Raw genomic sequence first — 24,048 nt, 5'->3', positions numbered from 1 at the left:
TGGCTTTTTTCTTTAATTTTCATTTCTTATCATTAAAGTATGCTTCTCGTTATCCACTACAAACAACTGCTTTTTTGTTTTGAAAAAGTATCGTTTATGATCTTTGTCAAATACAGCTTTCTCCTCAGGCAGAGATATTGTAGCCGGTTCGACGACTTGAATGTCATGGAAAACGATTGCTGATGCTTTTTGTTTTTCAATTACATAGTCGACTTTTTCATAATCGAGACGAAGGCCTGTACTCCCGTCATCGTGTTTTACTTGTTTGATTCCCTGCAAAGTCTGTTCTAGCGTTTGTTCACTCTCCCCTAAAAAAGAAAGAAAGTATTGGTAAGAAGACTTTGCTTTCTCGGGAAAGTAAGGCGAAAAAGCATTGGCACTCAATGAAACATTTTTCTGGTCTTTAGCTAAGGAAAGACTGCTTTTTTTCACAAAATAGCTTTTTCCGCTAAAATGAATTTGCGCCACTTTGGCATTTTGTGATGAAAGCGTAACTTCAGTTCCAAATGGCAAAGAAGTGGCTGTTTTTTGTTTTAATGCTTGATCACTGTATGTTGAAAGCTGCGTTGATTTGACATATGCCGGTTGATTCACCTTTGTTAAATGTTCTGTTTCTGATACAGTTTGGCGATCCTCCGATTTTTTAACATCGTTTCCCGGAATAGCCCCAAAGGAAGCGATTGTTCGCAGTGGTGTACTCACAAACATTGTTGCTGCTAACGCAATCAGCAAAATTGACAGAAAAGTGATTTGCACCGCATTCGCTATCGTTTGCGGGTTTTTATTATGTTGTAAATAACGGCTTGTTCGCTCTTCTGCCTGATCTTTTTTACGAAGCTCAATTTGTTCCTGTTGATATTTTTTCTTTTCTTTTTTGGACAACTTATTAAACCAGTCAACAAACTCTTTATATTCCTCAACAACCTGCTCGGTTTCACCAAACATCCGCATTTCGCCGTAATGCATCCAAGCAACGCGGTCGCAGAGCTTTTCTATTTGGGTGATGGAATGACTGACAAAGAAAATCGTTTTCCCACGCTTTTTAAACTCAGTAATTCGATCAATACATTTTTTGTAGAAGGTTTGGTCACCTACAGACAAGGCTTCATCAATAATTAAAATATCGGGATCAATATGAGCTGATATCGCAAAACCAAGGCGCGATTTCATTCCACTTGAATAGCTTTTGACTGGCTGATTGATGAAATCCCCAATATCGGCAAACTCGACGATTTTATCGTAAAGCTCATCAATCTCCTTGTTGGTCAGCCCCATCATCAAGCATTTAAGCCTGATGTTATCCTTCCCGCTCAGCTGGTTGTTCAATCCCGCGGAAATCGCAATCAGAGAAGGCTGACCATTCATTTCAATTTCCCCGGTTGTCGGAGGAATCACCTTTGCCAGCAGATTCGACATCGTCGATTTTCCGGAACCATTGATTCCTACAAAACCGATAGTCTCTCCTTCATAAACATCAAAGGAGACGTTTCGAACGGCATAGAAGCCTTTATCAGTTTTGTTCGGCAAGAACAATGCTTTTATCTTTTCAGACTGTCTCTCGTACAGTTGATACTGTTTTGAAACATTTCGAAACGAAACTTTTAGTTTCATCGTATTATCTCCTTACTTTATTAAAGAAAGTCAACAAACTTGTCCCTGAATTTCATATGGAGGATTGACCCCACTAACAATAACAGCAGTGTGAATATCCAGAAATACAAGGTGTATTTTATATCGCTAAAAAACCAATTGCCGTTTAAAAAGCTGTTTCTGAAGCCGTCTATAATATAAAAAAGCGGATTTAATTTCAAAACGGCCAAAATATGCGGCCTGTTGGCCAAGCTGTGCGCCACATCCCAAAAGATTGGCATCAAGAAAAACAGCAGCCTTGTACCAGCTTGAAGCAGAAATTGATAATCTCTTACTAACACACTGATTGTAGAATTGAACAAACTGAATGAAAACATAAACGCAATCATACAGAACAAATAATAAAAATATTGCAACCAATGAAGTGTCGGAAAATGTCCAGTTCCAATAAGAATCAAAACATAGATTAACGTCATTCCAAAATAGCTGAATAAATTGGAAGTAATCACAACCGCTGGTAGTGAGCTGACTGGGAAATTCATCTTAGACACAAGATTGATTCTTCTAAAAACACTGTTTGATCCATCAAGAATTGTCGGGCTGATAAAAAACCATGGGATGATGCCGGCAAGCATCCAAATAATAAATGGATAGTGGTCGATATCTGCCCTGGTGCCTTTTATTCCAGTTCCAAAAACAAACCAATAAGCTAAAATCTGTATTAACGGATTTAAAAACTGCCAAACAACCCCTAAATAATTCATTTGATACTTTGACTTTGTTTCATAAACCGCCAGCCGCATAATCAGCGGAAGCGAAGAAAATACTTCTTTAAGAACTTTTACCATAGCATTCATTCTAATCTTCCTTAGAGTTAAAGTTTTGTCTTTTTTTATAGCACCGCTCATTATTGTAACAGATCACGCGCCTTTTTTCACTTTTGACATCGACTCAAAATCGCATTTTCCAGTATATCCAGATTAAACCGATTCGAAAAAATTTTTTGTCAACCATTATCATCTTTCTATACAATTTGCTAATTCTTTTTAGCAATTGCTGTTTCACAATATCTACTATAATAATTAAAATGTTGAGGCGTTCGCCTCAACATTCATTAACTCAAAACTTTATAGAAGGAATTCATAGCTGTTTTATTATATTCAATGTAATCAAAAGACTGCGAGCTATCAACAGGTTCGGTTCGTACTTTAACTAACCCTTGTTCAAGTCCGGTAACGCTGTCTTCAACTAAAGTTCCGTATTTTCCGTTTTCTAATACCGTTCTATTTGCAACAATATCAGTCGCCAAAATTTTCATTCCTAGCGTCATCGCTTCTAGTAATACCATCGGCTGTCCTTCATAATGGGAAGACAGAACAAAGCAATCGCACATCTTCAAAAAGCCGAATGGGTTGTCTAGCTGGCCAACTAGATATGCATGCTCTTCCAGATCCAAATCGGTTATTAATTGTTGAAGATCTTTTTTTAAAGGGCCTTCGCCTAAAATATATAACTTACTGTTTGGATAAGTTTGAACATGTGTATGGAAAGCCTTGATAAGGTTATCCTGAGCCTTTTCTGGAGAGAGTCTCCCCATATTGACAAAATTAAAGTCGCTTTCTGATGGATAAGGAATTAAAGTTTTTCCAACCTTTAAGCCGAGAGGTTCAATTTTCTCTAAAGCATTGCGCTCTATCCACCCTAGCTCTCTATCATGGTAAATAACTTTGCAATAGGTACCGTGCTGCGTTGTTGCCTCTTCAACGACTTTTACTTCTTCATGATTGAATTTTTTATAATCATCTATTATACTGCAACCTTTTACATCATATGGCTTGTTAAAAATATATTCCGTGTCACCTAAATTGATTTGTGCCTCATATTCTACTGGCTTCTCCTCTATAATGACTGTCTCGTCTATAGTTTTAAAGGCATTACAGTCCAGCCACCCGATGACTTTTTCATCTATTGAGAAAAGATAGTACGTGCCTTCTTTTGTTTTATGACTCTTGATGACTTTTGCAATTAAACCGTTGAACTCTTCAGCAGTCGATATTTTTTGGCAGCCATTATTGGGATACGCCTTAGACCAAATCATGTAGTCTTCTCCACTTGTTATCTTTGCTAACAAGTTCAACGCTTTTTCCTCTAATGTTCTGTTGTCCAGCCCTTGGATGATATCAGAATGTTTTTTGTAGTTTTTTTGTTTAATCTTATTCTTTTCCTTATTTATAATGGACTGCTGTTCATCCGCACATTCACTATCCAATTCATACTCTTTTACAATTTTCAATGCTGAACTGTCAATCCATCCTATCAAAACATCATTAATGTATATTCTGCTATAGAAAGAGTGCTGTGTTCTAACCTCTTTGTCTACCTCAACAATAATTCCTTTATATTCTTTGCTCGAACTTACTTTTTCAACATCCAAAACTTTGTATGGCTTATTCCAGATGTCGTTTCCTTTGGGGTGCTGAATAATCGCCAGTCTATTCACTTCTTTTTCAGTCAATATACTGTCCGGCAATATTTCAAGAGCACCTTCTTCCAGCCACCCGATGGTACTGCCGTTGATACTCAATTTATATAGTATTCTTCCGTCATTTGTATGGGCTTCTCTTAATATCAAGACTTCCTCATTTTCAAATTCCTTAGCTGGAGTAAGTCTGGTATTTGCCTTATCAATTAAGGTATTTACAACAAAGAAGCCATCGGCGTTTACAATCTTTGCTCTTGCTTTAAACCTTTTATTATCCACGATGTCAACATGATTCTTAGATCCATTCTCATGGGGGTTCACCGACGTCACAGAATCTGATTCAGTATGCTCAATCCCTAGAATTCTTTCGGGATTAATAGAGTTCATAATATAATCAAAATGATCCTCATCAGCATAAATGGACAGATTTTTTTTATTTAGTTCCATTGTTCCTTTTGAAACACTTACCAATTTGTCAAATTTGTTATAGATCGAGAATAGCCCTCTTAAATTGATTCTATGCGGTCGACGCCCGTTAACTAATCTCTCACTATCCGATAGAAGATCATTGTGCATATAGCAAATTTTCTTTTTTGCATCTGCGCAAACTAAGAATTTGGCCCAATATAAACTGTAACCACTAAAATCGATGACATAATCAAATTTAGATTTTCCAAACAGTCTTTGGTGCTCTCTTACATAAGCATCATTTGGATACAGCTCTTTAAGTCTTCCCTTTGCACCCCTATTATGAATCAGTTTGTCTTTGTATACCTCTGATAATGTATAGACAGGCAAACCAGGTTTAAATATGAATCTGACATTTTTATTCACCTTGTCGATATTATTGAGCACTTCTTTCTGATGGGGTGTTGCCATAAAACAGCTCACATCATATTTTTCAAAATCGATGTTACTCATTAAGTTAATGAAAGAAGTCGTAATACCGTTATTCTTCATTCCGCCGGGGTATATGAGAATCTTTTCTTTTCCTTTATTCAGATCTTTTATCACATTTACTTGCCCGCTATTTTTGAAAATCTTATCAACAACTCTTTTTGTAACATTTCCGTCGTCATAATTTGTAAATTTGGCTTTACTTTCCTGATATTTTTTTTCAAATTCCGAACTCACTTTATTTATATCTTCGATTGCCTCTGTTAGTTCCCTAACGTTATATAAAACCGGACCCGGAAGGTCTTCATTTTTTATATACTTTCCTCTTTGTTCGTTGTAATCATCTGCATCCCACATGTAAAACAAAATTGGTCGGTTGGTAACGAGAAAATCAAAAAATATGCTGGAATAATCTGTTATCAGTATATCAATAGTACTTAACAGCTGATTTGTATCCACAAAATCTGGAACAAGTTTTCCTTTAAGTTCTTCTGATTTGACAGCCGTACTATATAAGAAAGGATGAACTTTTATAAGAATATTGTATTCAGCACCAATTTTGTCTTCCAGATAATTCATGTCTGCTACGATTTGAAATACATCATTTTTTACTTTTGAAACACTTGTCCCTTTCCAGGTAGGTGCGTATAAAATTGTTTTCTTTTCAGTCTCAATCTGTAAATCCAATTCCTTCAGAAACTTTTTGAAGTTTTCAGGAACTGTATTAAGTGTCAAATCAATTCTTGGATAGCCTTCTTCAATAATCTCGCCTGTGTACAACCCTTTTAGTTTATAACTGTTGACAAACATATTTGTAGTATGTTTATTGGGACTTAATAAATAATCTGTACTGATAAAATTCCTTACAACATTTTGCGAATGCGCGGGATTCCCCGGAATATCAAAACCCATGCTTTTGAGCGGTGTTCCATGCCATGTATTGATATATACTTGTTCTTTTTTACATGTGAAAAATGACTGAAAAGTTGAGTTGTTAATCAAATATTTTACTGAGGCTAAGTACTTTAAATATTGTGTTGAATTTCTTTTAACAAATTCAACATTCGGCATATCTTTATACTTCGAAATAACAGGTTCAAGTGCATGAAAGTCTTCTACTGACCAAATATGCTTGTAATGCTTAAATTCCGGATTTTTTGTTAAGTATTTAAAAATTGCAAAAGGGCTGTCAGTAATGCTCTTTCCATCACGGCTTTCGTATAATATTGTGTTATCAATAACATTCAGCTTTTCGTAAAATTTAGCATACTGATTATTTCTTCTATGATTTGTTTTCTTCATATAGTTTTCGAGAGGATCTTTAATAAATTTGACTTTTCTTTTCAAAATTTTTTTATTCATTCGTTCTCGTATCTCCTTGCTTCTTCAAAATTACAGAGGTATTCTTTATATAATCTTCATGTCATTAAATTAAGCATTTGCTGTAATTTTTCACACCTTAAGCATTTATGTGCCCTCCAACCCTTATATTGATCTATAAAAACATCTCAGTATAGAGTGAAATTTGCATATGATGATGATTGGCAAGAAAAAAAGAAGTAACAAACATCACTTCTAATAAAAAACTGCAACTTTTAAATTCAATGTAAAGCACATAGTTAGTATTTCGCTATTTTGAAGCCGGATTTTTTGACTATTGAAGATCTTTATGGTAGAACTTATAATAGCATAAGATTGTTTAAAAGTTAAGACTATTTATTTTCCCGACAGTTATTCAAAGGCTAACTGATCAGTTTATGAATGTTCCATTATTTTTTTATTAACATTCAGGTTGAAAGCCACTGTATTATACAGTGGCTTTTTTTACTACTTAAAAATCTTCTCTACTACTTTTTCAGACGATCTGCCCTCTTCCAAGTAGCAAAACTTCTGATAAAAAGGCTCAAATACATCAGGCAGGTGATAGCCGGGCGCTTCCGTTTCCTTGATCTTTTCAAGGACGGCATCCGTCGTTTTGACGAGCGGGCCTGGAGCTTCTTTTTCAAAGTCAAAGTAAAAGCCGCGCAGCTTGTCGCGATACGTTTCAATGTCGGGAACAAAGAAAATCATCGGACGCTTCAAATTCGCAAAATCAAAGAAGACGGAAGAATAGTCCGTGATCAGCAAATCAGACACCATGTAAAGCTCGCGGATGTCCTCATAGGATGAGAAATCGTATGCAAAACCTTGGTATGGCTCAAGGTCGAAGTTTTCGGCAACTAAGTAGTGCATCCTGAGGACGATTACATAGTCATCGCCAATTTCCTGTCTCATTTTCGCCAAATCCAAATCAAGGTCAAATTTGTATTTTCCTTTTTTATAAAACTGATCATCACGCCATGTCGGCGCATAAATGATCACTTTTTTGTCAGCCGGCAGCTTCATTTTCTCTTTTAATGAACGAACCGTTTCGGCATTGTTGTCCGTGTGGAGAAAATCGTTTCTCGGATAGCCTGATTCAATCATCGTTTTATTGAATTGGAATGCACGGGCAAAGATTTCTGTAGAATATGCGTTCGGTGAGATCAAATAATCCCATTTTGCTGCTTCCATAGTGAAATTCTTTTTGTAATTTTCCGTGTTGGTGCCAGGCATATGCACTTCATCCATATCGACAGCAAGACGTTTCAGCGGTGTGCCGTGCCATGTTTGAAGATATGTGGTGTGCTTCGGCTTTGGAATCCATAAAGGCATTCGGCTGTTTACAACCCAATATTCGGCTCTTGCCATGGCAAACAGCCACTTCAGGGTAAACCTTTTGATGTAAGGAATGCCTTTTTCCTCAAAGATATCCGTGTAATCCCGATTTACGCTCCAATACATTTCGTAATCCGGTTTGTTCTCTGTCATATATTCGTAAATTGCGCGCGGATTACAGCTGTACTGCTTTCCGGCGAAACTTTCAAAGATAACGGTCTTCTTTTTCACTGGCAATTTTCCAGCCAGTCCAAAGGTGAAATAATACGCTTTTTTCAAGCCGTTGCCTATCTTTTTCTTTAGCTTGTTTTTTCTTCTGCGGAAAAAGGAAACAGTCCGGTTCTTTTTCCCAACAACGAAATAAACAGCCCTTGTTTTAAATGTATAATCATTCATTCTTAAGCGCATACATCTCTTTTTCTTTTGCGGGTAGACATGAAAACGCGCCGGACCTTTTTCCGTTTCAATGACTGTAAACTGGCTATTTTGCGGGTTCGCTTTGTTTTTCAGCATTAGCGGTTTTGTTCTCTTGATAGCTTTTTCGCCCGTTTCAGGGTCTTCACCGATAAATTCGATGTGAAACTGGAACATGACAGGCATAGCGTTTTCTTCATAAAGCTTTTTGAGATTAATGTGCACCTTAAAGTTTGCTGTTTCATTATCCTCTAATGGGTATTCGAAAACCTTTTTCTCTTCGGCGTCACCGACCTCTTTTAGAATAAGGCATCTTTGCTTGGCAGTTGCCTTTCCATCCTCATTTAGCAAAAAAGCGTATCCTTCAAGGGTGAGTTCTCCATCAGTGTTTAAATCGATATCAGTTATTTCAGCAACTGTTTTTTTGGGCAGAACTTTTAACGAGAGATTTCCTTTCTTGGTTGTATAAGGAAGAAAAAATACCTGCTTTTGCTCATCCCATTTCCAAGATAGTTCAATTGGCTGAAACTTCGTCTGTATTCTTTTCTTTAAAAGGTCAGCTTCCGCTTCACGGATTCCTACGTAGAAGTCGATGCATCCTTTGTCTTCGACGTGTTTAGAAAGAGCATCTAAACGAAGTTCCGCACGATATATTGCTTTTTCTTTGTCTATCCTTTCACAAAAAGCCGGCAGCTCCGCTTTTGTTTTGCGGTTCACTGCCAACAGACTGATATTATCGGCGGATACTGAATAATCTAAAGAGAAATCGAGGAGAAGCTGCCAACCCTCAATTTTCAGGTTTACTAATTTGAATTCTATTGGAACTTCCTTAACCATAAAATAAGTCTACTCCTCTTTTTTCAAAATCATCGACAGATAATCTTCTGATTATTATACATAAGATGAACTGAATATTCATCCCGTAGCAAACAGTTGTCAGGGATTACCTTAGGAGGGCATCTCCGGATCTGTTTGCAAAGTCCATGAATAGTTGCCTTTTACGGTAATATAAGGTTCAACTTTATATTTTGCCACTAAGAAAGGAGAGGGCATCTCTGTTTGGTCAACAGACAGCCGTTTTAATATTGTAACTTGTTCACGGTTGCTGATAGCCAAATAAAAATCAATTGTTTTAGTGTTATTTGCTCTGACTGTTTTAACATGAAAATGTTGATCAAGATCAATATTAAATCGGTAGACATCTGACCTTGAAACGGGTTTCTCAGGAGAAGAAGCGCATATAACAACCGCATTGTTTCTTCTGTCAAGCCCGACAAGCTTTAAATTGTAGCCTTCATCAACCTGAACCTGAGCCTTGAATTCAATGATCAAATTTGATTCATCTATTTTATGCTCTCTCACAGAGAACGCTTGTTTGCCTGGAAAAATCCCTTTTAATTCTTGTTTTTCTTTTTTGACCTCAATCATTTTTTGAAGCGCGTCAGACCAACGCTTCATATAATGTTTTGTCGTATACTTATCTGCTGTCTCAAATGCACACTTCGAAAATTTTTCATGAAGTTTTTCGTTTTTCATAAGCAAAACTATTTTTTCCGCAAGCTGTTCAATATTATATTTCTCGACGACGAAGCCGTTTTCATTATCCTTAACAAGGCTTCTTGCACCGTAGTCATAGTCGTAAGTAATAACAGGGCAACCGTTACCTAGAGCTTCCATATTAGAAAGGCCGAACCCTTCAAAATGAGATGTTGAAATTGTAAGCCACGCCTTTTGAAACTCGTTATCTGGGTTATTGGTATAACCTTTCAAAAAGACGTTTTTCTGCAAATTGCAACTTTCAATTTCCGCTTTTATTTTATTTTCCGCTCCGCCTGAACCGAAAATTTCCAATCTGGCTTCAGGAATTTCATCTACAACAAGCTTAAAAGCTTTAATAGCATGAGTCAGATTTTTCGATTCAACTAATCTTGAAATGATAACCGCTTTATTCTTTTCACTTTGGGTTTTTAAAACCTTTTTATCAAGCGATTTGTCCATTGTATGTGGAGTATAGAAGAATGTTTTATGCTCTCCGACTATCCTCTGGAAATCTTCTTTCTGCTCTTCAGTGATAAAAAACACGGCATCAAGATTATATAAATGACTAAATAATTCTCGGTAACGCGGCTTTACATGAAGTGGATTATCTCCATAATGTTTGCTGTGTATAATTGCAGCGTAATAAGAGGAATCTGCTTTCTTGACTCTAAATACATGTTTATCTTGCCGTCTGCTATCAACCAGGAAAAGCTTTGGGTGATCTGTCTCTAATTCAAGAACTTCAATCCAATGCCGCCGCAATTCTGATTCATCGGAAAACTTCAATACTCCATTTTCTGAATACCAGTTAATACTTTTCAGTTGAAGCTCGTTTTGACCTTCGATAAAATCATAATGTTTATCCAGATAAACATTATGATTATCATTAATAAATTCCTGGCAGTACAATCGGCCGGTCTCTGTATTAAAATAAGATACACGGCACAATAACCCTTGTCTCGTATACTCTTCTCTTTTAAATCGTTTTTTTTCATTATTCAAGTAATCTATACTACAAATTGATTTTCCATCTTCGTAAAAGTTATAGTTAAGGTTGCTTTTTTGTCTTCGGAAAATTTTGTTGAATTTAGCAAAAAAACGATTTTTATTGTGATTTTTTATTTCGTTTAAACTGGTTTTTTCAGAAAATAAGCGGCCATTAGTATTTTTGCTAAGAAAGTCATTATACATATTTAAAATTCGAGTGAATTTCGGGTGGACTTTCTCATTTTCATAAAGCTGTTTTTTTTTAGTTGAAAAATCTTTGTCAAATCCAAATGTTAAAAAGGTTGTAGGCGTCTGAGATAATTTTCCGAACAACTTGGAACGTAGCAGTAGCGACTTTGTCAATCCTCCATAATCGTGAGGAAGGTTTCCTGAAATAAAATAATAGGTCATATTAGGAATAGCTATTCCCTCATTCTTCAAGGGATCACTTTGTTTTTCGCCCAATTTTTTTCTCCCTTTCACTGTAAGCTGGCAATTCGAACTTCTCATTTTAATTCAACAAAAAGTACTTCTTAAAAAAAGATAAGAAGTACTTTTCGAAAGAATTATATAACTTACAGTGGCAAAATGCCAGAATTTATAGGCCGGCGATTTCCTCTTTGATTTTCGTTGTCGAAATTCCTTCAGTTCTTGGCAGGTAGACGACTTCACAGTGTTCTTTTAAGAAATCAAATTTTCCTTCCCAGTCATCCCCCATGACAAAAACGTCAATATCATGGTCGATGACATCCTGGACTTTCTGATCCCAGCTTTTTTCCGGGATGACTTCATCGACGTAACGGATGGTTTCCAGGATAAGTTTGCGGTGCTCATAGCTATGGTAAGCTTTTTTCTGTTTTTGAAGGTTGAATTCGTCCGTTGAAATCGCTACGACAAGATAATCGCCTAACTGTTTGGCGCGCTCCAATAATTTGATATGTCCCCAATGCAATAAATCAAACGTTCCGTATGTGATGACTTTCTTCATGTTAAATTACTCTCCTTCCTAATCTATAACTCCACAAACCACTATGATTAACTTTCAAAATTGCTCTATCCGAAAAACACGTATACTCTTCACTAAAAAATTTTTCCTCATGTCTTCACTGATCACTTATTATAGCACATTGCCTATTAAACGTTAAGCATTGTAAAAAGCAAATGAAATTCCAAATTTTGTTTTAAAATTTATCTCTTTTCATCTGATTTCTGAAGACAGCGTAAAAAATCTTAATCTGTTGTAAAGTTATTGTTAAGCTTTTATGAATCATCTATGTTAAAATATACGTTAGACCGATGGGATTTTTGGGCTGAACCACTTTCCTAAGACATTTTCATTTCGTTTAAACATAAATTTGAACTTTTAAATCGGGAGGAGGAGTTGATGTTGCAAACGGAACGTATTTATAACCTGTCATATGTAAACGCCGATTTATCCGGCTTTTTGCATCATCTTGAGAAGTCATACATTAATCGACGGGTTGGAGCTTATATCGCCACCGTCAATCCTGAAATCGGATATGCAGCAGCAAAAGACAGCAGCTACTGCGACGTGTTGTCAGCAGCGGATTTTATTCTGCCCGACGGAATTGGCGTCGTGATGATGTCAAAGCTGACGAATAAGCGATTAAAATCAAGAATTGCAGGCTATGATGTGTTTATCAACCTGCTGAAGATCGCCAACGACAAAAAGAAAAGTATCTTTTTGTACGGCGCGAAGAAAGAGGTCAATCAAGCCGTCGTGGACCGTATTTCATCTGAATACCCGGACATCACTATTGCCGGTTGTTCAGACGGCTATGCAAAGGACAAAGAAGCGATAGCTAAACGCATTGCGAAAGCTAAACCTGATATGGTGTTCGTAGCCCTTGGTTACCCGCATCAGGAAAGGTTTATTTGTAAATATAAGCATCTGTTTCCAAAGGCCATTGCAATCGGGCTTGGCGGAAGCTTCGATGTTTTCAGCGGCACGGTAAAACGTGCGCCGAACTTGCTGATCCGTCTGAACCTTGAATGGCTGTACCGACTCGTGACAAATCCCTCAAGATGGAAGCGGATGCTGAATATACCGAAATATGCTTTTACGGTTCTGAAAGAAGAAAGGGTTCAAAAACAGAGCTACTATCCTGAACAGGTAAAAGAGCAGTCAAAACAAATCGATGCATAGAAAGAGATTAGGTTGAATCATGAAGATACGTTCTTTGTTTGTCATGTTTTATTCGGGTGTTCTTTCGATGGTCAGCTTTATGCTGACATGGGTAAGGCCCCAAAACAGAGTTGTTCTTCTCGTTTCCTTCCCTGATAACGCAAGAGCGCTCCTAAATGAATATGAGGAAACGGCCTGTCCGTTTGAACTGGAAATGCTTTATACACGGCATGCGGTTTCCCTTGCAAATGAATATCCGTCTGTGTCATCATGTTTCATCAATGAAAAAAATCCTTTTCATTTGATGCGGGCCGTTTATAGCATGTTCAAAAGCAAATGTGTAATTACGGATAATTATTTTTTGCTGACAAGTGTGCTTCGTAAACGGCCGCAGACAAAGTGCATCCAGGTTTGGCATGCGAACGGCGCGCTGAAGAAGTTCGGGCTGGAGGATATCGGAAATTACCGCAGAACATCCGCAGATATCAAGAGGTTTAAAAAAGTATACGCCTCATTTGACTATATCACTGTCGGATCGGAAAAGATGGCGGACATTTTCAAGCGTTCATTCGGCGTTAAGGATGAGCACATATTGCGGACGGGAGTTCCCTTGACAGATCAATATTTTAAAGATGAGGCACGTCCTTATGAATCTTTGGACCAAAAAGCCATCCTTTATGCCCCGACATATAGAGACTATAATATGACAAGAGTGAAACTCCCTTTTTCAAAAGAGCAGCTCTCTGAAGATTTAAAGGGAGAATTTTTGCTTTTGGTTAAGCTGCATCCTGCTGTCCGTGAGAATATCAGACTTGAAGAATATGAAGGTATGATAAAAGACGTTTCAGACCTTCCGTTAAAGGATCTGCTACATGTAAGCGACGTGCTGATATCGGACTATTCCTCGATCCCTTTCGAGTACGCCCTGCTCGATAAACCGATGCTGTTTTACACCTATGATCTTGAAGAGTACGATAAAAAACGCGGTTTGATCGACGACTATGAAGCGGTAATTCCGGGAAAGGCCTGCCGCAACCGCGACATGCTTCTTAACGAATTAAAGAACATTCACCATACGTATGAAGAGGTTAAACGGTTTTCAAATGAGTGGAATGAGTATTCAAGTGGTGATTCCAGCAGGAAGTTGTTGAATTTTATTAATGAATTGTGCAGATAAGAATTAAACCGAAGTGTTTAGAATGCATTAAAAAACTGGCATAAGAGTGTGCCAGTTTTTTTGCGTTTATTATATTTCTTCTTTATTTAAAAGATTTTCTATAAAAGGAACAAGTTTAGTTTTAAGTTCAGGATCCTGCATGGCGAATTCAAGGGTCGTTTGAATAAAACCAAGCTTTTCACCGACGTCATACCGCCTGCCCTCAAAGTCATATGCAAAAACGCGCTGAATTTCATTTAATTTTTGAATCGCGTCCGTCAATTGGATTTCTCCACCTGCTCCAACTTCCTGCTTTTCTAGATACATGAAGATTTCAGGAGTGAAGATATAGCGGCCCAGGATTGCCAAGTTGGAAGGGGCAGTTCCCGATGTTGGTTTTTCAACAAAGTTCTTCACTTGGTACCGGCGTCCTTCTTTTGTGAGAGGATCGATGATTCCGTATCGGTGTGTTTCGTCTTCAGGTACCTGCTGAACACCGATGATGGAAGAAAGGGTTTTCTCATATTCATCCATGAGCTGGCGAAGCCCCGGCGTTTCGGCCTGAACGATGTCGTCTCCGAGCAAAACGGCGAAAGGCTCATTGCCGATGAAGTTGCGAGCACACCATACGGCATGTCCGAGTCCTTTTGGTTCTTTTTGTCTAATGTAATGAATGTCCGCCATATTGGAGGCTTTTTGAACCTTTTCAAGTAGCTCTTTTTTTCCTTTTTCCTCAAGATTACGTTCCAGTTCAGGCGCGTGATCAAAATGGTCTTCGATGGCGCGCTTTCCTTTACCGGTTACGATAATGATATCTTCAATACCGGAGTCGATTGCTTCCTCAACTATGTACTGGATCGTCGGTTTGTCGACAATGGGGAGTATCTCTTTTGGCATTGCTTTTGTCGCTGGTAAAAAGCGGGTTCCAAGACCTGCCGCAGGTATAATGGCTTTTCTTACTTTTTTCATTAATAAAGCACCTTCCTTAAAGTGGATGTGATCATACAATAAACTTTACCACAATTCGAGCATTTTCACACGTATCATAGAACAAAGCAGTTATTATGTTTGTTTAGGAAAAAAACGTTGATTAAATGGTTTATGTTGTTATAAGGTCCCGGCACAGGTAATTGCTTGATAAGGTGCTTGATGAGTTTCAAACTGGACCTGATTTTGTTTTGAATATCATTGAAAGAACAGGTGATATTGGCCGAAAAGGGGTAAAACCCGGAACGTTAAAGCTGGTCGGAACGAATGAAGAAGATGTTTGCGAACTGACAAAGCTGCTGAATAATTATGACGAGTATCAAAGAATGTCAAAAGCTTCAACTCCATACAGTGATGGAAACGCGCTGAAACTCATCGTTGGCGAGATTCTTTATCGTTTTGGGCTATCGGCCGGACAAGCTTCTTCCATTTCATGAACATAAAACGAGCTCCGCATGTTATGAGCGGAGCTCGTTTTGTTAATTCTTAAGCGCAAGGCTTTCTTTTAATTTTTTTGAAATCGATTCACGGTCGCTTTCGTCGACCTTATAGTAATAGATTCCGTCAATTTTGGTTCCCTGGCCTTTAAGTTGATGTTGCACGACCTTGTTTCGAGCCGATTTGTAGTTTGACTGAATATCCCACATATTGTCAAACGTAAGGTTTGTTTTCACGTTGTCTTCGATGACCTGGAACATATCGCTGAATTTCGTTACGGAAGAGATATTGGCCCCTTTTTTGATGATGCCTTCAATGACCTGACGCTGACGTTCCTGCCTTCCGAAGTCTCCTCTTGGATCCTTTTTTCTCATCCGGGTGTAAGCAAGCGCTTCTTCCCCGTTCAACGTGATTTCGCCTTTGCTGAATGAATGCCCGTCATAATTGAAAGCAAATGTGCTGTTCACCGTAATTCCACCGAGCGTATCAACAATATTCCTGAAGCTTTCCATATTCACTTTCACAAAGTAATCTACAGGCACGTCCAAAAAGTTTTCAACCGTATCGACGGTCATTTGGGTTCCACCGAAGGCGTAGGAGTGGTTAATTTTGTCCATCTTTCCTTTGCCGATGATTTCGGTGTACGTATCACGCGGTATGCTTACCATTTCTGTTGTATTCGTTTTTGGATTCACCGTCATGTAGATGAGGGAATCAGCCCGTCCTTTATCGCCTTCCCTTTCATCAACTCCCATGATTAAGACTGCGATTGGATCTTTGCTGTTAACATCCACCTGCTTGTCCCGTTTATCAGATTTTCCGATATCCTCATGAATGCTGGCGATGGTTGAAGCTGCTTTGTTCCATAGGTAGTAGGCATAGCCGCCGGTACATAAAACGAATAAGCCAATAATCGTTAAAATAATGAAAAGGATTTTTCTTTTCTTTTTTCTTTTTTCAGCTCTCATCATTTTCCTCGCTTTAAAGTTTTTATCATCTGATTTGATTATAAATTTTAAAAATAATAGAAACAACTAATTTTTTTCATATCTCTAGTTTTAATATTACAAGTAGATTAAATAGCACTTAAGAATGTTACAAAGAGGCGCTTCCTTCTATAAAATTATAAATGTTTGTCGATAAAAAACAAGAGGTGATGAAAAATGAAGAAATTTGCGGCATTTATGTTCTTTATGCTTCTTCTGGCCGGATGCGGTACTGCCGAACAGGCGAAACAAGGCGAGCAAACCGACCAGGTTCAAACGGATCAGGTTCAAACGGAGGACGGTACGTTCGTGGGACAGGCAGACACTCATACGATTGAGGTGAAAATAAACAACGAGCCTGTCAGCTTAAATATTGCCGGTGACTATGTAGGGGATATTGACAAATTTACAGACGGACAAAAAGTAAGAGTGACTTACAAAAAGACCGAAAATGGACAGCTTGAATTAAAGAAAATCGAAAGCGAGAAATAAATTAAGTTTGTCAATGAAGAGAGACTTTTTGGGGCCTTGAAGAAAACGAAGCAAGCGATGCTGTTTACACTTTTTCATGATCTTGTTGATCACGTCTCCCGTTTCTTTCGCTACGAATTCATATCCGTTAAGCTGACCAACTATGTCAAGCCGGGATATTACAACTGCCGGAAATCACAAAGTGAGAGGCAGCAATGTGGAGGATACCAAACGGCTGTATCGGCTTGTACATATTCGGTCAAGAAAATTGGAAAAAGGGGCGAATACAACGTATATCAAGTTTACGGCAGATACAGTTGTATTCAAACTCTTGCAAGGTCGTGAATTAAACGAAATGAAAGTACTGGAATCCTGATCATAGCGGTATATTCTTCAAGTTATGGGGGGTACACTGAGGCGAGCAATGAGGTAATGGGGCTTTAAATCCGTTATCTCATTACAAAAAAGTGGACCTGCAAAACGAGAGCCGGATCGGGTACTTCATATAGTTCTATTTTAAAATTCTATTATCCGAGAACGACTTTAACGAACTATTAAATTAAAACTCAAATCGGAAACAGGAGGCAGCCTCGTCTCTTGTTTTCCTTTTTATTGCCGAATGATTTGAAATATTTGGAGGGGAAGATATTGCGATCTTTATTAAAAGTCCTAACATTTAGTTTTTTAGGACTCATCCTTTTTATACCTTCTGCTCTTGCAGACAACACAGCAAACAGAATTGCAGGAAAAAATCGATATGATACAGCGGTGCAAGCATCAAAAAAAGGCTGGTCAACCGCCAGCACCGCAGTCATTGTAGGCGGAGGAGCTTATGCGGATGCTATTTCTGCGGCGCCGTTTGCCTATCAAAAAAATGCGCCGCTTTTATTAACAAATGCAAATAATCTGTCAAGCGAGACAAAATCTCGTTTAAAAGAATTAAAGACAAAAACCGTTTATATCATTGGCGGGACATCAACCGTATCCTATACAGTAGAAAATCAAATTAAAAGTCTTGGAATCACTGTCAAAAGAATTGTCGGGAAAAACCGGTATGATACGGCAGCAAAAGTGGCAAAATCCATGCCGAGCACTTCAAAAGCGATTGTCGCAAATGGCTTTTTGTATGCCGAACCGATAGCCATCATACCTTATGCGGCTAAAAATGGCTATCCAATCTTGTTTACAAATAACAGTACACTCAATAGTTATACAGCTGATGCGCTCAAAAGCAAAGGGATTAAACAGACATATGTTATCGGAGGAAATGGCAGTATAAACAGCACATTATATAAAAGACTCCCATCGCCGATCAGAATCGGAGGAGTAAACCGCTACGACATTTCTGTGAATATTGCAAAAAAGCTTACTCTAAATACAAGTAATACTTACGTCAGCAATGGGTATTCTTATGCTGACTCTATCGCCGGAGCAGCTCTTGCTGCGAAACAAAATAAAGCGATCATCCTGACAAACGGGGAAAATTTATCGAAAGAGCCGAGAGCTTTTATCGGCAATAAAAATATCAAAAACTTCTCTGTTGTTGGGGGAACTTCTTCTGTCACCTCAAAGGTTATGACCCAGCTTAAAAATCCGGCAGTCGGTAAAACGATTTTCATCGATCCGGGGCACGGGGATCAGGATCCTGGTGCAATCGGCAACGGTCTGCAGGAAAAGGACGTCAACCTGGATATTGCTAAACGGCTAAACAGCAAACTGAACAGCGCAGGAGCTATTCCGGTAATGTCACGGTCAAACGATACGTTCTATTCGCTTGAAGAACGGGTGAAAAAAGGCGCCAATGCGAATGTCGATCTGTTCATCAGCATTCATGCCAATTCATATACATCTTCATCACAAGGCACTGAGACGTATTATGACAAAACATATCAAAGCGCCAACAGCCAGCGGCTTGCTGAATTAGTTCAACCGAGGGTCGTCAGCGCGTTTGGAACAAGAGACAGAGGCGTGAAAACAGCAGGGTTCTATGTGATTAAGTATTCGAAAATGCCGAGCGTTTTAATAGAAACCGCTTTTATCACGAATTCGTCTGACGCAAGCAAATTAAAAAGCGCTACGCTAAAGGATAAAGCAGCAAAAGGAATCAATGATGCTGTTTCAGCATACTATAGATAAAAGGAGGGCTTGTGAGTCCTTTATGTGAAAAAAGGAGCCGAACTTCGGCTTCTTTTTTTATATATTGAAATATAGTATGATTATTCCATTAATTCAACAAAAAGGAGCGGACAGTGATTAATGTTTAAAGAAAAATAAACAAACTTACCGAAAAATCACACAATTAATACTCTTTAACAAGCCCTTTACAATGGGTTTACGTTCATATGCTACACTGACGCAGAGATCACAAAGAAGAACCAAACCAATCGTGAGGTGTATGTCAGTGAGTATGGACAAAAGCTTAAGAATGTATAATGAATACTCAAGCCAGCATATCTATTCTTGTGCTCTATCTGAAAAAGCAGTGCGATATTTGAATATCAAACGGGCAATGGATATCGTCCTATCACTCATCGGTCTCGCCATTACACTGCCGGTGATTCTGTTATTCTGTATTTTGATTTCTATAGAGACTCCTGGATCGCCTTTTTACCGCCAGGAACGCGTTGGAAAAGACGGGAAGCACTTTAAGCTGATTAAATTGCGCTCTATGAGAATCGATGCCGAAAAATCCGGTGCGAAATGGGCGCAGAAGGATGATCCGCGCATCACTGCAGTCGGGTCTTTTATAAGAAGAACAAGAATCGATGAACTTCCGCAGCTGATCAATGTTCTGGCCGGAGATATGAGCCTTGTGGGACCAAGGCCTGAAAGACCGATGTTTACCGCTCAGTTTCACCATGAAATTCCGGGATTTAAAAACCGCTTAATTGTTAAGCCTGGGTTAACGGGACTTGCACAGGTAAACGGAGGCTATGATATCGGTCCGAGAGAAAAATTGGTGCACGATCTGTATTACATTCGGAATTTAACGTTTCTTCTCGATTTGAAGGTTATGCTGAAAACGATTAAAGTAGTATTAACCGGCGAAGGAGCCAGATAATACGAGGAAGTTAGGAATATGCTATGTCTACCATTACGAAACAAATATTAAGCGGTGCAAAATGGACAAGTGTTTCAACTTTGATCGTCACGGTCATTCAAATTATACAGTTTGCACTGCTCGGCAATATCATGACAATTGCCGAATTCGGTTTGGTCGGAATGCTGACCACCGTAACGATTTTTACACAAATTGTACTCGATATGGGATTCGGGGCCGCTTTAATTCAAAAGGAGAACATCAGTGAACGCCAATTATCGACCTTATATTGGCTGAATATCCTAACGGGCATCCTTTTGTTTATCGGCCTCTTTTTCCTGAGTCCGTTCATCGCAGACTTTTATCAGCGGGACGAACTGGTTTTTCTTGTGCGGATTTTGGCCGTCATGTTTTTGATCGCCCCGGTCGGCCAGCAGTATCAATATATGCTGCAAAAAGATCTGAAGTTTAATGTGCTGAGCAAAATAGAAGCGGGTGTCACCGTTTTGTCATTTGTGCTCCTGCTCGTTTTGGTTTTTCTGATGGATCCGATTGTGGCCTATGCATTGTCACAAGTTTTTCTTAATTCGGTTAAAGGCATCATGTTTTTTGCTGTATATTTAAAAAAATGGCGTCCATCTCTCGTCTTTGCGTTGGGGGAAGTGAAAGAATTTTTCTCGTTCGGCGCGTTTCAGCTCGCTTCAAGGCTTGTAAACAGGCTTGGCGCCAATATCGACATGATTTTGATCGGACGGTTTCTCGGTGCGGAAGCATTGGGAATCTATAACCTGGCGTATCAAATTATTACGATTCCCGTATTAAAAATCAATCCGATCGTGACACGGGTAGCGTTTCCCGTCTTCTCAAAGAATCAAGGGAACAATCAAACGCTGCGCGAAGGCTTTTTAAATATGACAAAGCTTCTCTCGCTGATTTCATTCCCGCTTCTGATCGGACTGATGACTGTTTCAGATTTATTTATTGAAGTCGTCTTCGGAGAAAAATGGCTGCAGGCCGTACCGGTTCTGAATATCCTCGCGATTGTCGGGCTGCTCAGGGTTTTGATGAATCCGAACGGATCGGTTTTGCTGGCGAAGGGGAGAGCAGACCTGGCATTTTATTGGGACAGCGGGATCATGCTCCTTTACGGGCTGTCTCTTTATGCGGCGGTATTAACGAAGGATTTGACGATCACCGCCTGGACCTATGCAGCGATCAGCTTGATCAATTTCTTTATCGGCAGATGGCTGCTCAAATATGTCATCCAGCTGAAGATGGGCGAATATTTTAGAACCGTTGGAAAACCGCTGGCCTTGACACTGCTCATGGCATTGCTGGCTCTTGTCTTGAGCGTCGGCAGCAGACATCTGCTTCACGGCGCCATGCTTCAGCTGGCAGTTTCCGTCGGAATCAGCGGAATTTTTTACGGTTTTCTGGTCAGTAAATTTTATCGGCGGGCTATGAAGATCCAATTAAGAAGATGACAGCAGAAAGGGCGTTTCATCATTGAAGGTTCTTTGGATTACCAGTGTTTATCCAAGCAGTCAAAAACCGGGAGAAGGCGTTTTTCATGAAACACAGGTTCAGGCGCTGCAGATGCAGGGCGTTGATGTGGCGGTCATATGTCCATCACCTGTGAACCCTGCTCCCCTCAGGCTGCTGAAAAAAAAATACCGTCAAGCACGAACAGTCCCGGAATATGAAGAAAGAAAAGGCATCCCGGTCTACAGACCGCCGTATACGGCTCTGCCTGGACAGCTAAAATGGGCTCAGCCGCATCGCCGGATTGCAAAGTCCGTATTGAGGACGATCGAGAAGCACGGGCTTGCGCCGGATCTTATCCATGCCCATTTCGCGATGCCATCCGGGGGTGCCGCTGCCGTTGTTTCACAGAGGCTGAAAGTTCCTTATGTTCTGACTTTGCACGGAAGCGATGTCAATATTTATCCCCAATACAGCAAAGGTGCATTTCGAGCATTTGAAACAGCTGTGCATTCCGCGGCAAAAGTTCTGGCTGTCAGCGATGAGCTGAAAGCCAAAACAAAAGAAATGACCGGTGCTGAATGCTCGGTTCTTCCTATCGGCGTCAACCTGGACCGGTTTCAAAAACCCTCCGCTTCAACATTTGAATTGAGGGAGAAATTCGGCCTGCCGAAAGACAAAAAATTGCTGACGTTCGTCGGCCGCTTGGTGAAAGGAAAAGGAGTAGCCGAGCTGGCGGAAGCGGTCAGGCAGCTTGATGACAGCTACAGAGCTGTGTTTATCGGCGACGGACCGGAGAAGCAGCACATTCGTCAAACCGCCGGTGAAAAAGCGATATTGACGGGGCAGGTCGCAAACCATGAGATATCAGAATATCTGGCTGCATCAGATCTGTTTGTGCTTCCTTCGTATTCTGAGGGGATGCCGACTGTCGTCATTGAAGCGCTCGCCCTCAAGGTTCCGGTGCTTTGTACGGCGGTCGGAGGGGTTCCGTCTTTATTCGGAAAACACGAACATCTGTTGATCAAGCCGCGCTCTGTCTCCAATATAATAAAAGCGGTTAAGGTATATATGGAGGAGGGAGAATGGAGGAAAAACATTGCTGAGGAGCTGTATCAAACTGTGTGCAAGGATTATGATGCAAGTAAAAATGCTAAAGCATTAAAAGAGAAGTATGAAGATTTATGGCGTCGGGAAAAAAATTAAATCTGTACGAGAAATCTAGAATAAAATCTAATAAAGGCTTTGTTTAAAGCAGCAACATTGCGTCCATGATGAAAAATATAAGAGAAGAGAGACGCCTGGTTTTTATTAAGATAGAAATAAAAATCATCGCCTAATAAAGCTATTGGATTGAAGGGTTAGCTTAAGGAAGGGGAATGATGATATTGAAAAGAATCGCTGTTATTGGAACAGGATATGTTGGGCTGGTATCTGGAACTTGCTTTGCTGAGATTGGAAATTCGGTTGTCTGTTGTGATATAGATGCCGAAAAAATTAGGAGTCTCTCTGCAGGTATTATGCCAATTTATGAGCGCGGCCTGCAAGAGCTTGTGGATAAAAATGTGAATGATAACCGTTTGTTCTTTTCAACTGACATTCCCAAGGCGATAAAAGATTCGGAAATTATCTATATAGCAGTCGGGACACCGATGTCAGAAAATGGAGAGGCAGACCTGAAATACGTAAAAGAAGTTGCTGAAACGATTGGAAAATATTTAAACGGATATAAAGTCATTGTTAACAAAAGTACAGTTCCTGTTGGGACAGGAAAGCTTGTCCAATCCATTATCGAGCAGCATACCAATGGCAAACATCCGTTTGATGTCGTTTCAAACCCTGAGTTTCTTCGTGAAGGAACAGCTATTTACGATACGATGAATATGGAAAGAGCCGTCATCGGTGCGACAAGCGAAAAGGCTGCTGCGATTATTGAAGAGCTCCATAAGCCTTTTCAAACGAAAATCGTCAAGTCTAACCTTGAAAGTGCAGAAATGATTAAATACGCTGCAAATGCATTTTTGGCTACAAAGATCTCGTTCATTAATGATATCGCGAATATTTGCGAAAGGGTCGGAGCTGATGTATCAAAGGTGTCTGAAGGTGTCGGATTGGACAGCAGAATCGGCAATAAATTTTTGAAAGCCGGAATCGGCTTTGGCGGCTCTTGCTTCCCTAAAGATACAATGGCTTTATTGCACATTGCGAAGTCAGTCGGCTATCCTTTTAAAATGATTGAAGCCGTTATTGAGACGAATCAAAAGCAGCGCGCCCACATTGTGCAAAAGCTCCTTGATGTGTTTGGCGATTTAAACGGCATGACCATTTCGGTTCTTGGGCTGGCATTCAAGCCGAATACAAACGATATGCGCTCGGCGCCGTCTCTGGATGTCATTCCGATGCTGAGAAGCCTTGGTGCTCATATTAAAGCATACGATCCCATTGCAATTCCGGAGGCAGAACGCTTACTGGGAGATCAGGCCATATACAGCAACGATTTGTATGATACTGTAAAAGATACTGATGCTTGCCTCATTTTGACAGATTGGCCTCAGGTTAAAGAAATGGATTTTAAGAAATTGAAAACATATTTAAATCGTCCTGTTCTAATTGATGGACGTAACTTGTTTAAACTTGAAGATATGAGAAGAGAAGGATTTATTTATCATTCAATTGGCCGCCCTGGAGTACAGGGAGAGAAAAGCTTAACAAAAGTATAAAACGCGGGGTGTTATC

General features: G+C 39.4%; 18 protein-coding genes and 1 pseudogene. 11 read left to right on the top strand and 8 right to left on the bottom strand.

Features of this window, described 5'->3' with window-relative positions:
• Window positions 1-12: 12 nt before the first annotated feature.
• The 6 genes from tagH to tagD all read right to left on the bottom strand — a co-directional run bounded on the left by tagH (window position 13) and on the right by tagD (window position 11,594).
• Window positions 13-1,611 carry a teichoic acids export ABC transporter ATP-binding subunit TagH gene (tagH, locus tag MHB72_RS19570; RefSeq protein ID WP_023857178.1) on the bottom strand — a complete coding sequence of 533 codons (1,599 nt, stop codon included), beginning with the start codon at window positions 1,609-1,611 and terminating at the stop codon, window positions 13-15.
• Between the two features lie 20 nt (window positions 1,612-1,631).
• Window positions 1,632-2,447: an ABC transporter permease gene (locus MHB72_RS19565; protein ID WP_023857179.1), complete on the bottom strand. Its 816-nt coding sequence runs from the start codon at window positions 2,445-2,447 to the stop codon at window positions 1,632-1,634.
• 257 nt (window positions 2,448-2,704) lie between these two features.
• Window positions 2,705-6,331: a CDP-glycerol glycerophosphotransferase family protein gene (locus MHB72_RS19560; RefSeq protein WP_023857180.1), complete on the bottom strand. Its 3,627-nt coding sequence runs from the start codon at window positions 6,329-6,331 to the stop codon at window positions 2,705-2,707.
• Window positions 6,332-6,796: 465 nt separating this feature from the next.
• Entirely contained in the window at window positions 6,797-8,917 is a 2,121-nt protein-coding gene (locus MHB72_RS19555; protein WP_023857181.1) for a CDP-glycerol--glycerophosphate glycerophosphotransferase, read from the bottom strand.
• A gap of 111 nt (window positions 8,918-9,028) precedes the next feature.
• Window positions 9,029-11,071: an alpha-glucosyltransferase N-terminal domain-containing protein gene (locus MHB72_RS19550; RefSeq protein WP_302052706.1), complete on the bottom strand. Its 2,043-nt coding sequence runs from the start codon at window positions 11,069-11,071 to the stop codon at window positions 9,029-9,031.
• A gap of 133 nt (window positions 11,072-11,204) precedes the next feature.
• Window positions 11,205-11,594 (bottom strand): glycerol-3-phosphate cytidylyltransferase, encoded by a 390-nt coding sequence (tagD, locus tag MHB72_RS19545; protein WP_023857183.1) that lies wholly within the window; start codon window positions 11,592-11,594, stop codon window positions 11,205-11,207.
• A gap of 399 nt (window positions 11,595-11,993) precedes the next feature.
• Between tagD and MHB72_RS19540 the strand changes: the two genes are divergently transcribed.
• Window positions 11,994-12,773: a WecB/TagA/CpsF family glycosyltransferase gene (locus MHB72_RS19540; protein WP_025810693.1), complete on the top strand. Its 780-nt coding sequence runs from the start codon at window positions 11,994-11,996 to the stop codon at window positions 12,771-12,773.
• 19 nt (window positions 12,774-12,792) lie between these two features.
• Entirely contained in the window at window positions 12,793-13,929 is a 1,137-nt protein-coding gene (locus MHB72_RS19535) for a CDP-glycerol--glycerophosphate glycerophosphotransferase (protein ID WP_023857185.1), read from the top strand.
• Window positions 13,930-13,998: 69 nt separating this feature from the next.
• Here MHB72_RS19535 and galU read toward each other — a convergent pair whose 3' ends face one another.
• Entirely contained in the window at window positions 13,999-14,877 is an 879-nt protein-coding gene (galU, locus tag MHB72_RS19530) for a UTP--glucose-1-phosphate uridylyltransferase GalU (RefSeq protein ID WP_023857186.1), read from the bottom strand.
• A gap of 209 nt (window positions 14,878-15,086) precedes the next feature.
• Here galU and MHB72_RS19525 point away from each other — a divergent pair, with 209 nt between their 5' ends.
• Window positions 15,087-15,332 carry a hypothetical protein gene (locus MHB72_RS19525; protein ID WP_126430466.1) on the top strand — a complete coding sequence of 82 codons (246 nt, stop codon included), beginning with the start codon at window positions 15,087-15,089 and terminating at the stop codon, window positions 15,330-15,332.
• A gap of 42 nt (window positions 15,333-15,374) precedes the next feature.
• Here MHB72_RS19525 and tagU read toward each other — a convergent pair whose 3' ends face one another.
• Window positions 15,375-16,301 carry a polyisoprenyl-teichoic acid--peptidoglycan teichoic acid transferase TagU gene (gene tagU / locus MHB72_RS19520; RefSeq protein ID WP_023857188.1) on the bottom strand — a complete coding sequence of 309 codons (927 nt, stop codon included), beginning with the start codon at window positions 16,299-16,301 and terminating at the stop codon, window positions 15,375-15,377.
• A gap of 195 nt (window positions 16,302-16,496) precedes the next feature.
• Between tagU and MHB72_RS19515 the strand changes: the two genes are divergently transcribed.
• From MHB72_RS19515 to tuaD, 8 genes and pseudogenes are all read left to right on the top strand, one after another.
• Entirely contained in the window at window positions 16,497-16,811 is a 315-nt protein-coding gene (locus MHB72_RS19515) for a hypothetical protein (protein ID WP_214485290.1), read from the top strand.
• 196 nt (window positions 16,812-17,007) lie between these two features.
• The gene (locus tag MHB72_RS19510) at window positions 17,008-17,166 is read left to right on the top strand and encodes a hypothetical protein (protein ID WP_216919415.1); all 159 of its coding nucleotides are present in this window, start codon (window positions 17,008-17,010) and stop codon (window positions 17,164-17,166) included.
• Window positions 17,167-17,267: 101 nt separating this feature from the next.
• A pseudogene (locus MHB72_RS22930) lies at window positions 17,268-17,348 on the top strand (hypothetical protein); the annotation flags it as partial.
• Window positions 17,349-17,438: 90 nt separating this feature from the next.
• The gene (locus MHB72_RS19505; protein WP_216919417.1) at window positions 17,439-18,926 is read left to right on the top strand and encodes a cell wall-binding repeat-containing protein; all 1,488 of its coding nucleotides are present in this window, start codon (window positions 17,439-17,441) and stop codon (window positions 18,924-18,926) included.
• A 289-nt stretch (window positions 18,927-19,215) separates the two neighbouring features.
• Window positions 19,216-19,851, top strand: a complete 636-nt coding sequence (locus MHB72_RS19500; protein WP_206761246.1) for a sugar transferase — start codon at window positions 19,216-19,218, stop codon at window positions 19,849-19,851.
• 23 nt (window positions 19,852-19,874) lie between these two features.
• Window positions 19,875-21,314: a teichuronic acid biosynthesis protein TuaB gene (tuaB, locus tag MHB72_RS19495; RefSeq protein ID WP_216919420.1), complete on the top strand. Its 1,440-nt coding sequence runs from the start codon at window positions 19,875-19,877 to the stop codon at window positions 21,312-21,314.
• A 22-nt stretch (window positions 21,315-21,336) separates the two neighbouring features.
• The gene (tuaC, locus tag MHB72_RS19490) at window positions 21,337-22,518 is read left to right on the top strand and encodes a teichuronic acid biosynthesis protein TuaC (RefSeq protein ID WP_023856404.1); all 1,182 of its coding nucleotides are present in this window, start codon (window positions 21,337-21,339) and stop codon (window positions 22,516-22,518) included.
• Window positions 22,519-22,700: 182 nt separating this feature from the next.
• Window positions 22,701-24,032, top strand: a complete 1,332-nt coding sequence (tuaD, locus tag MHB72_RS19485; protein ID WP_023856403.1) for a UDP-glucose 6-dehydrogenase TuaD — start codon at window positions 22,701-22,703, stop codon at window positions 24,030-24,032.
• The last annotated feature ends 16 nt before the right edge of the window (window positions 24,033-24,048 follow it).

The organism is Bacillus sp. FSL K6-1284 (genome assembly GCF_038002625.1).
Classification (GTDB): domain Bacteria; phylum Bacillota; class Bacilli; order Bacillales; family Bacillaceae; genus Bacillus; species Bacillus paralicheniformis.
Note: the sequence above shows the minus strand (reverse complement) of the source record. Positions and strands in the feature narration are given on the sequence as shown.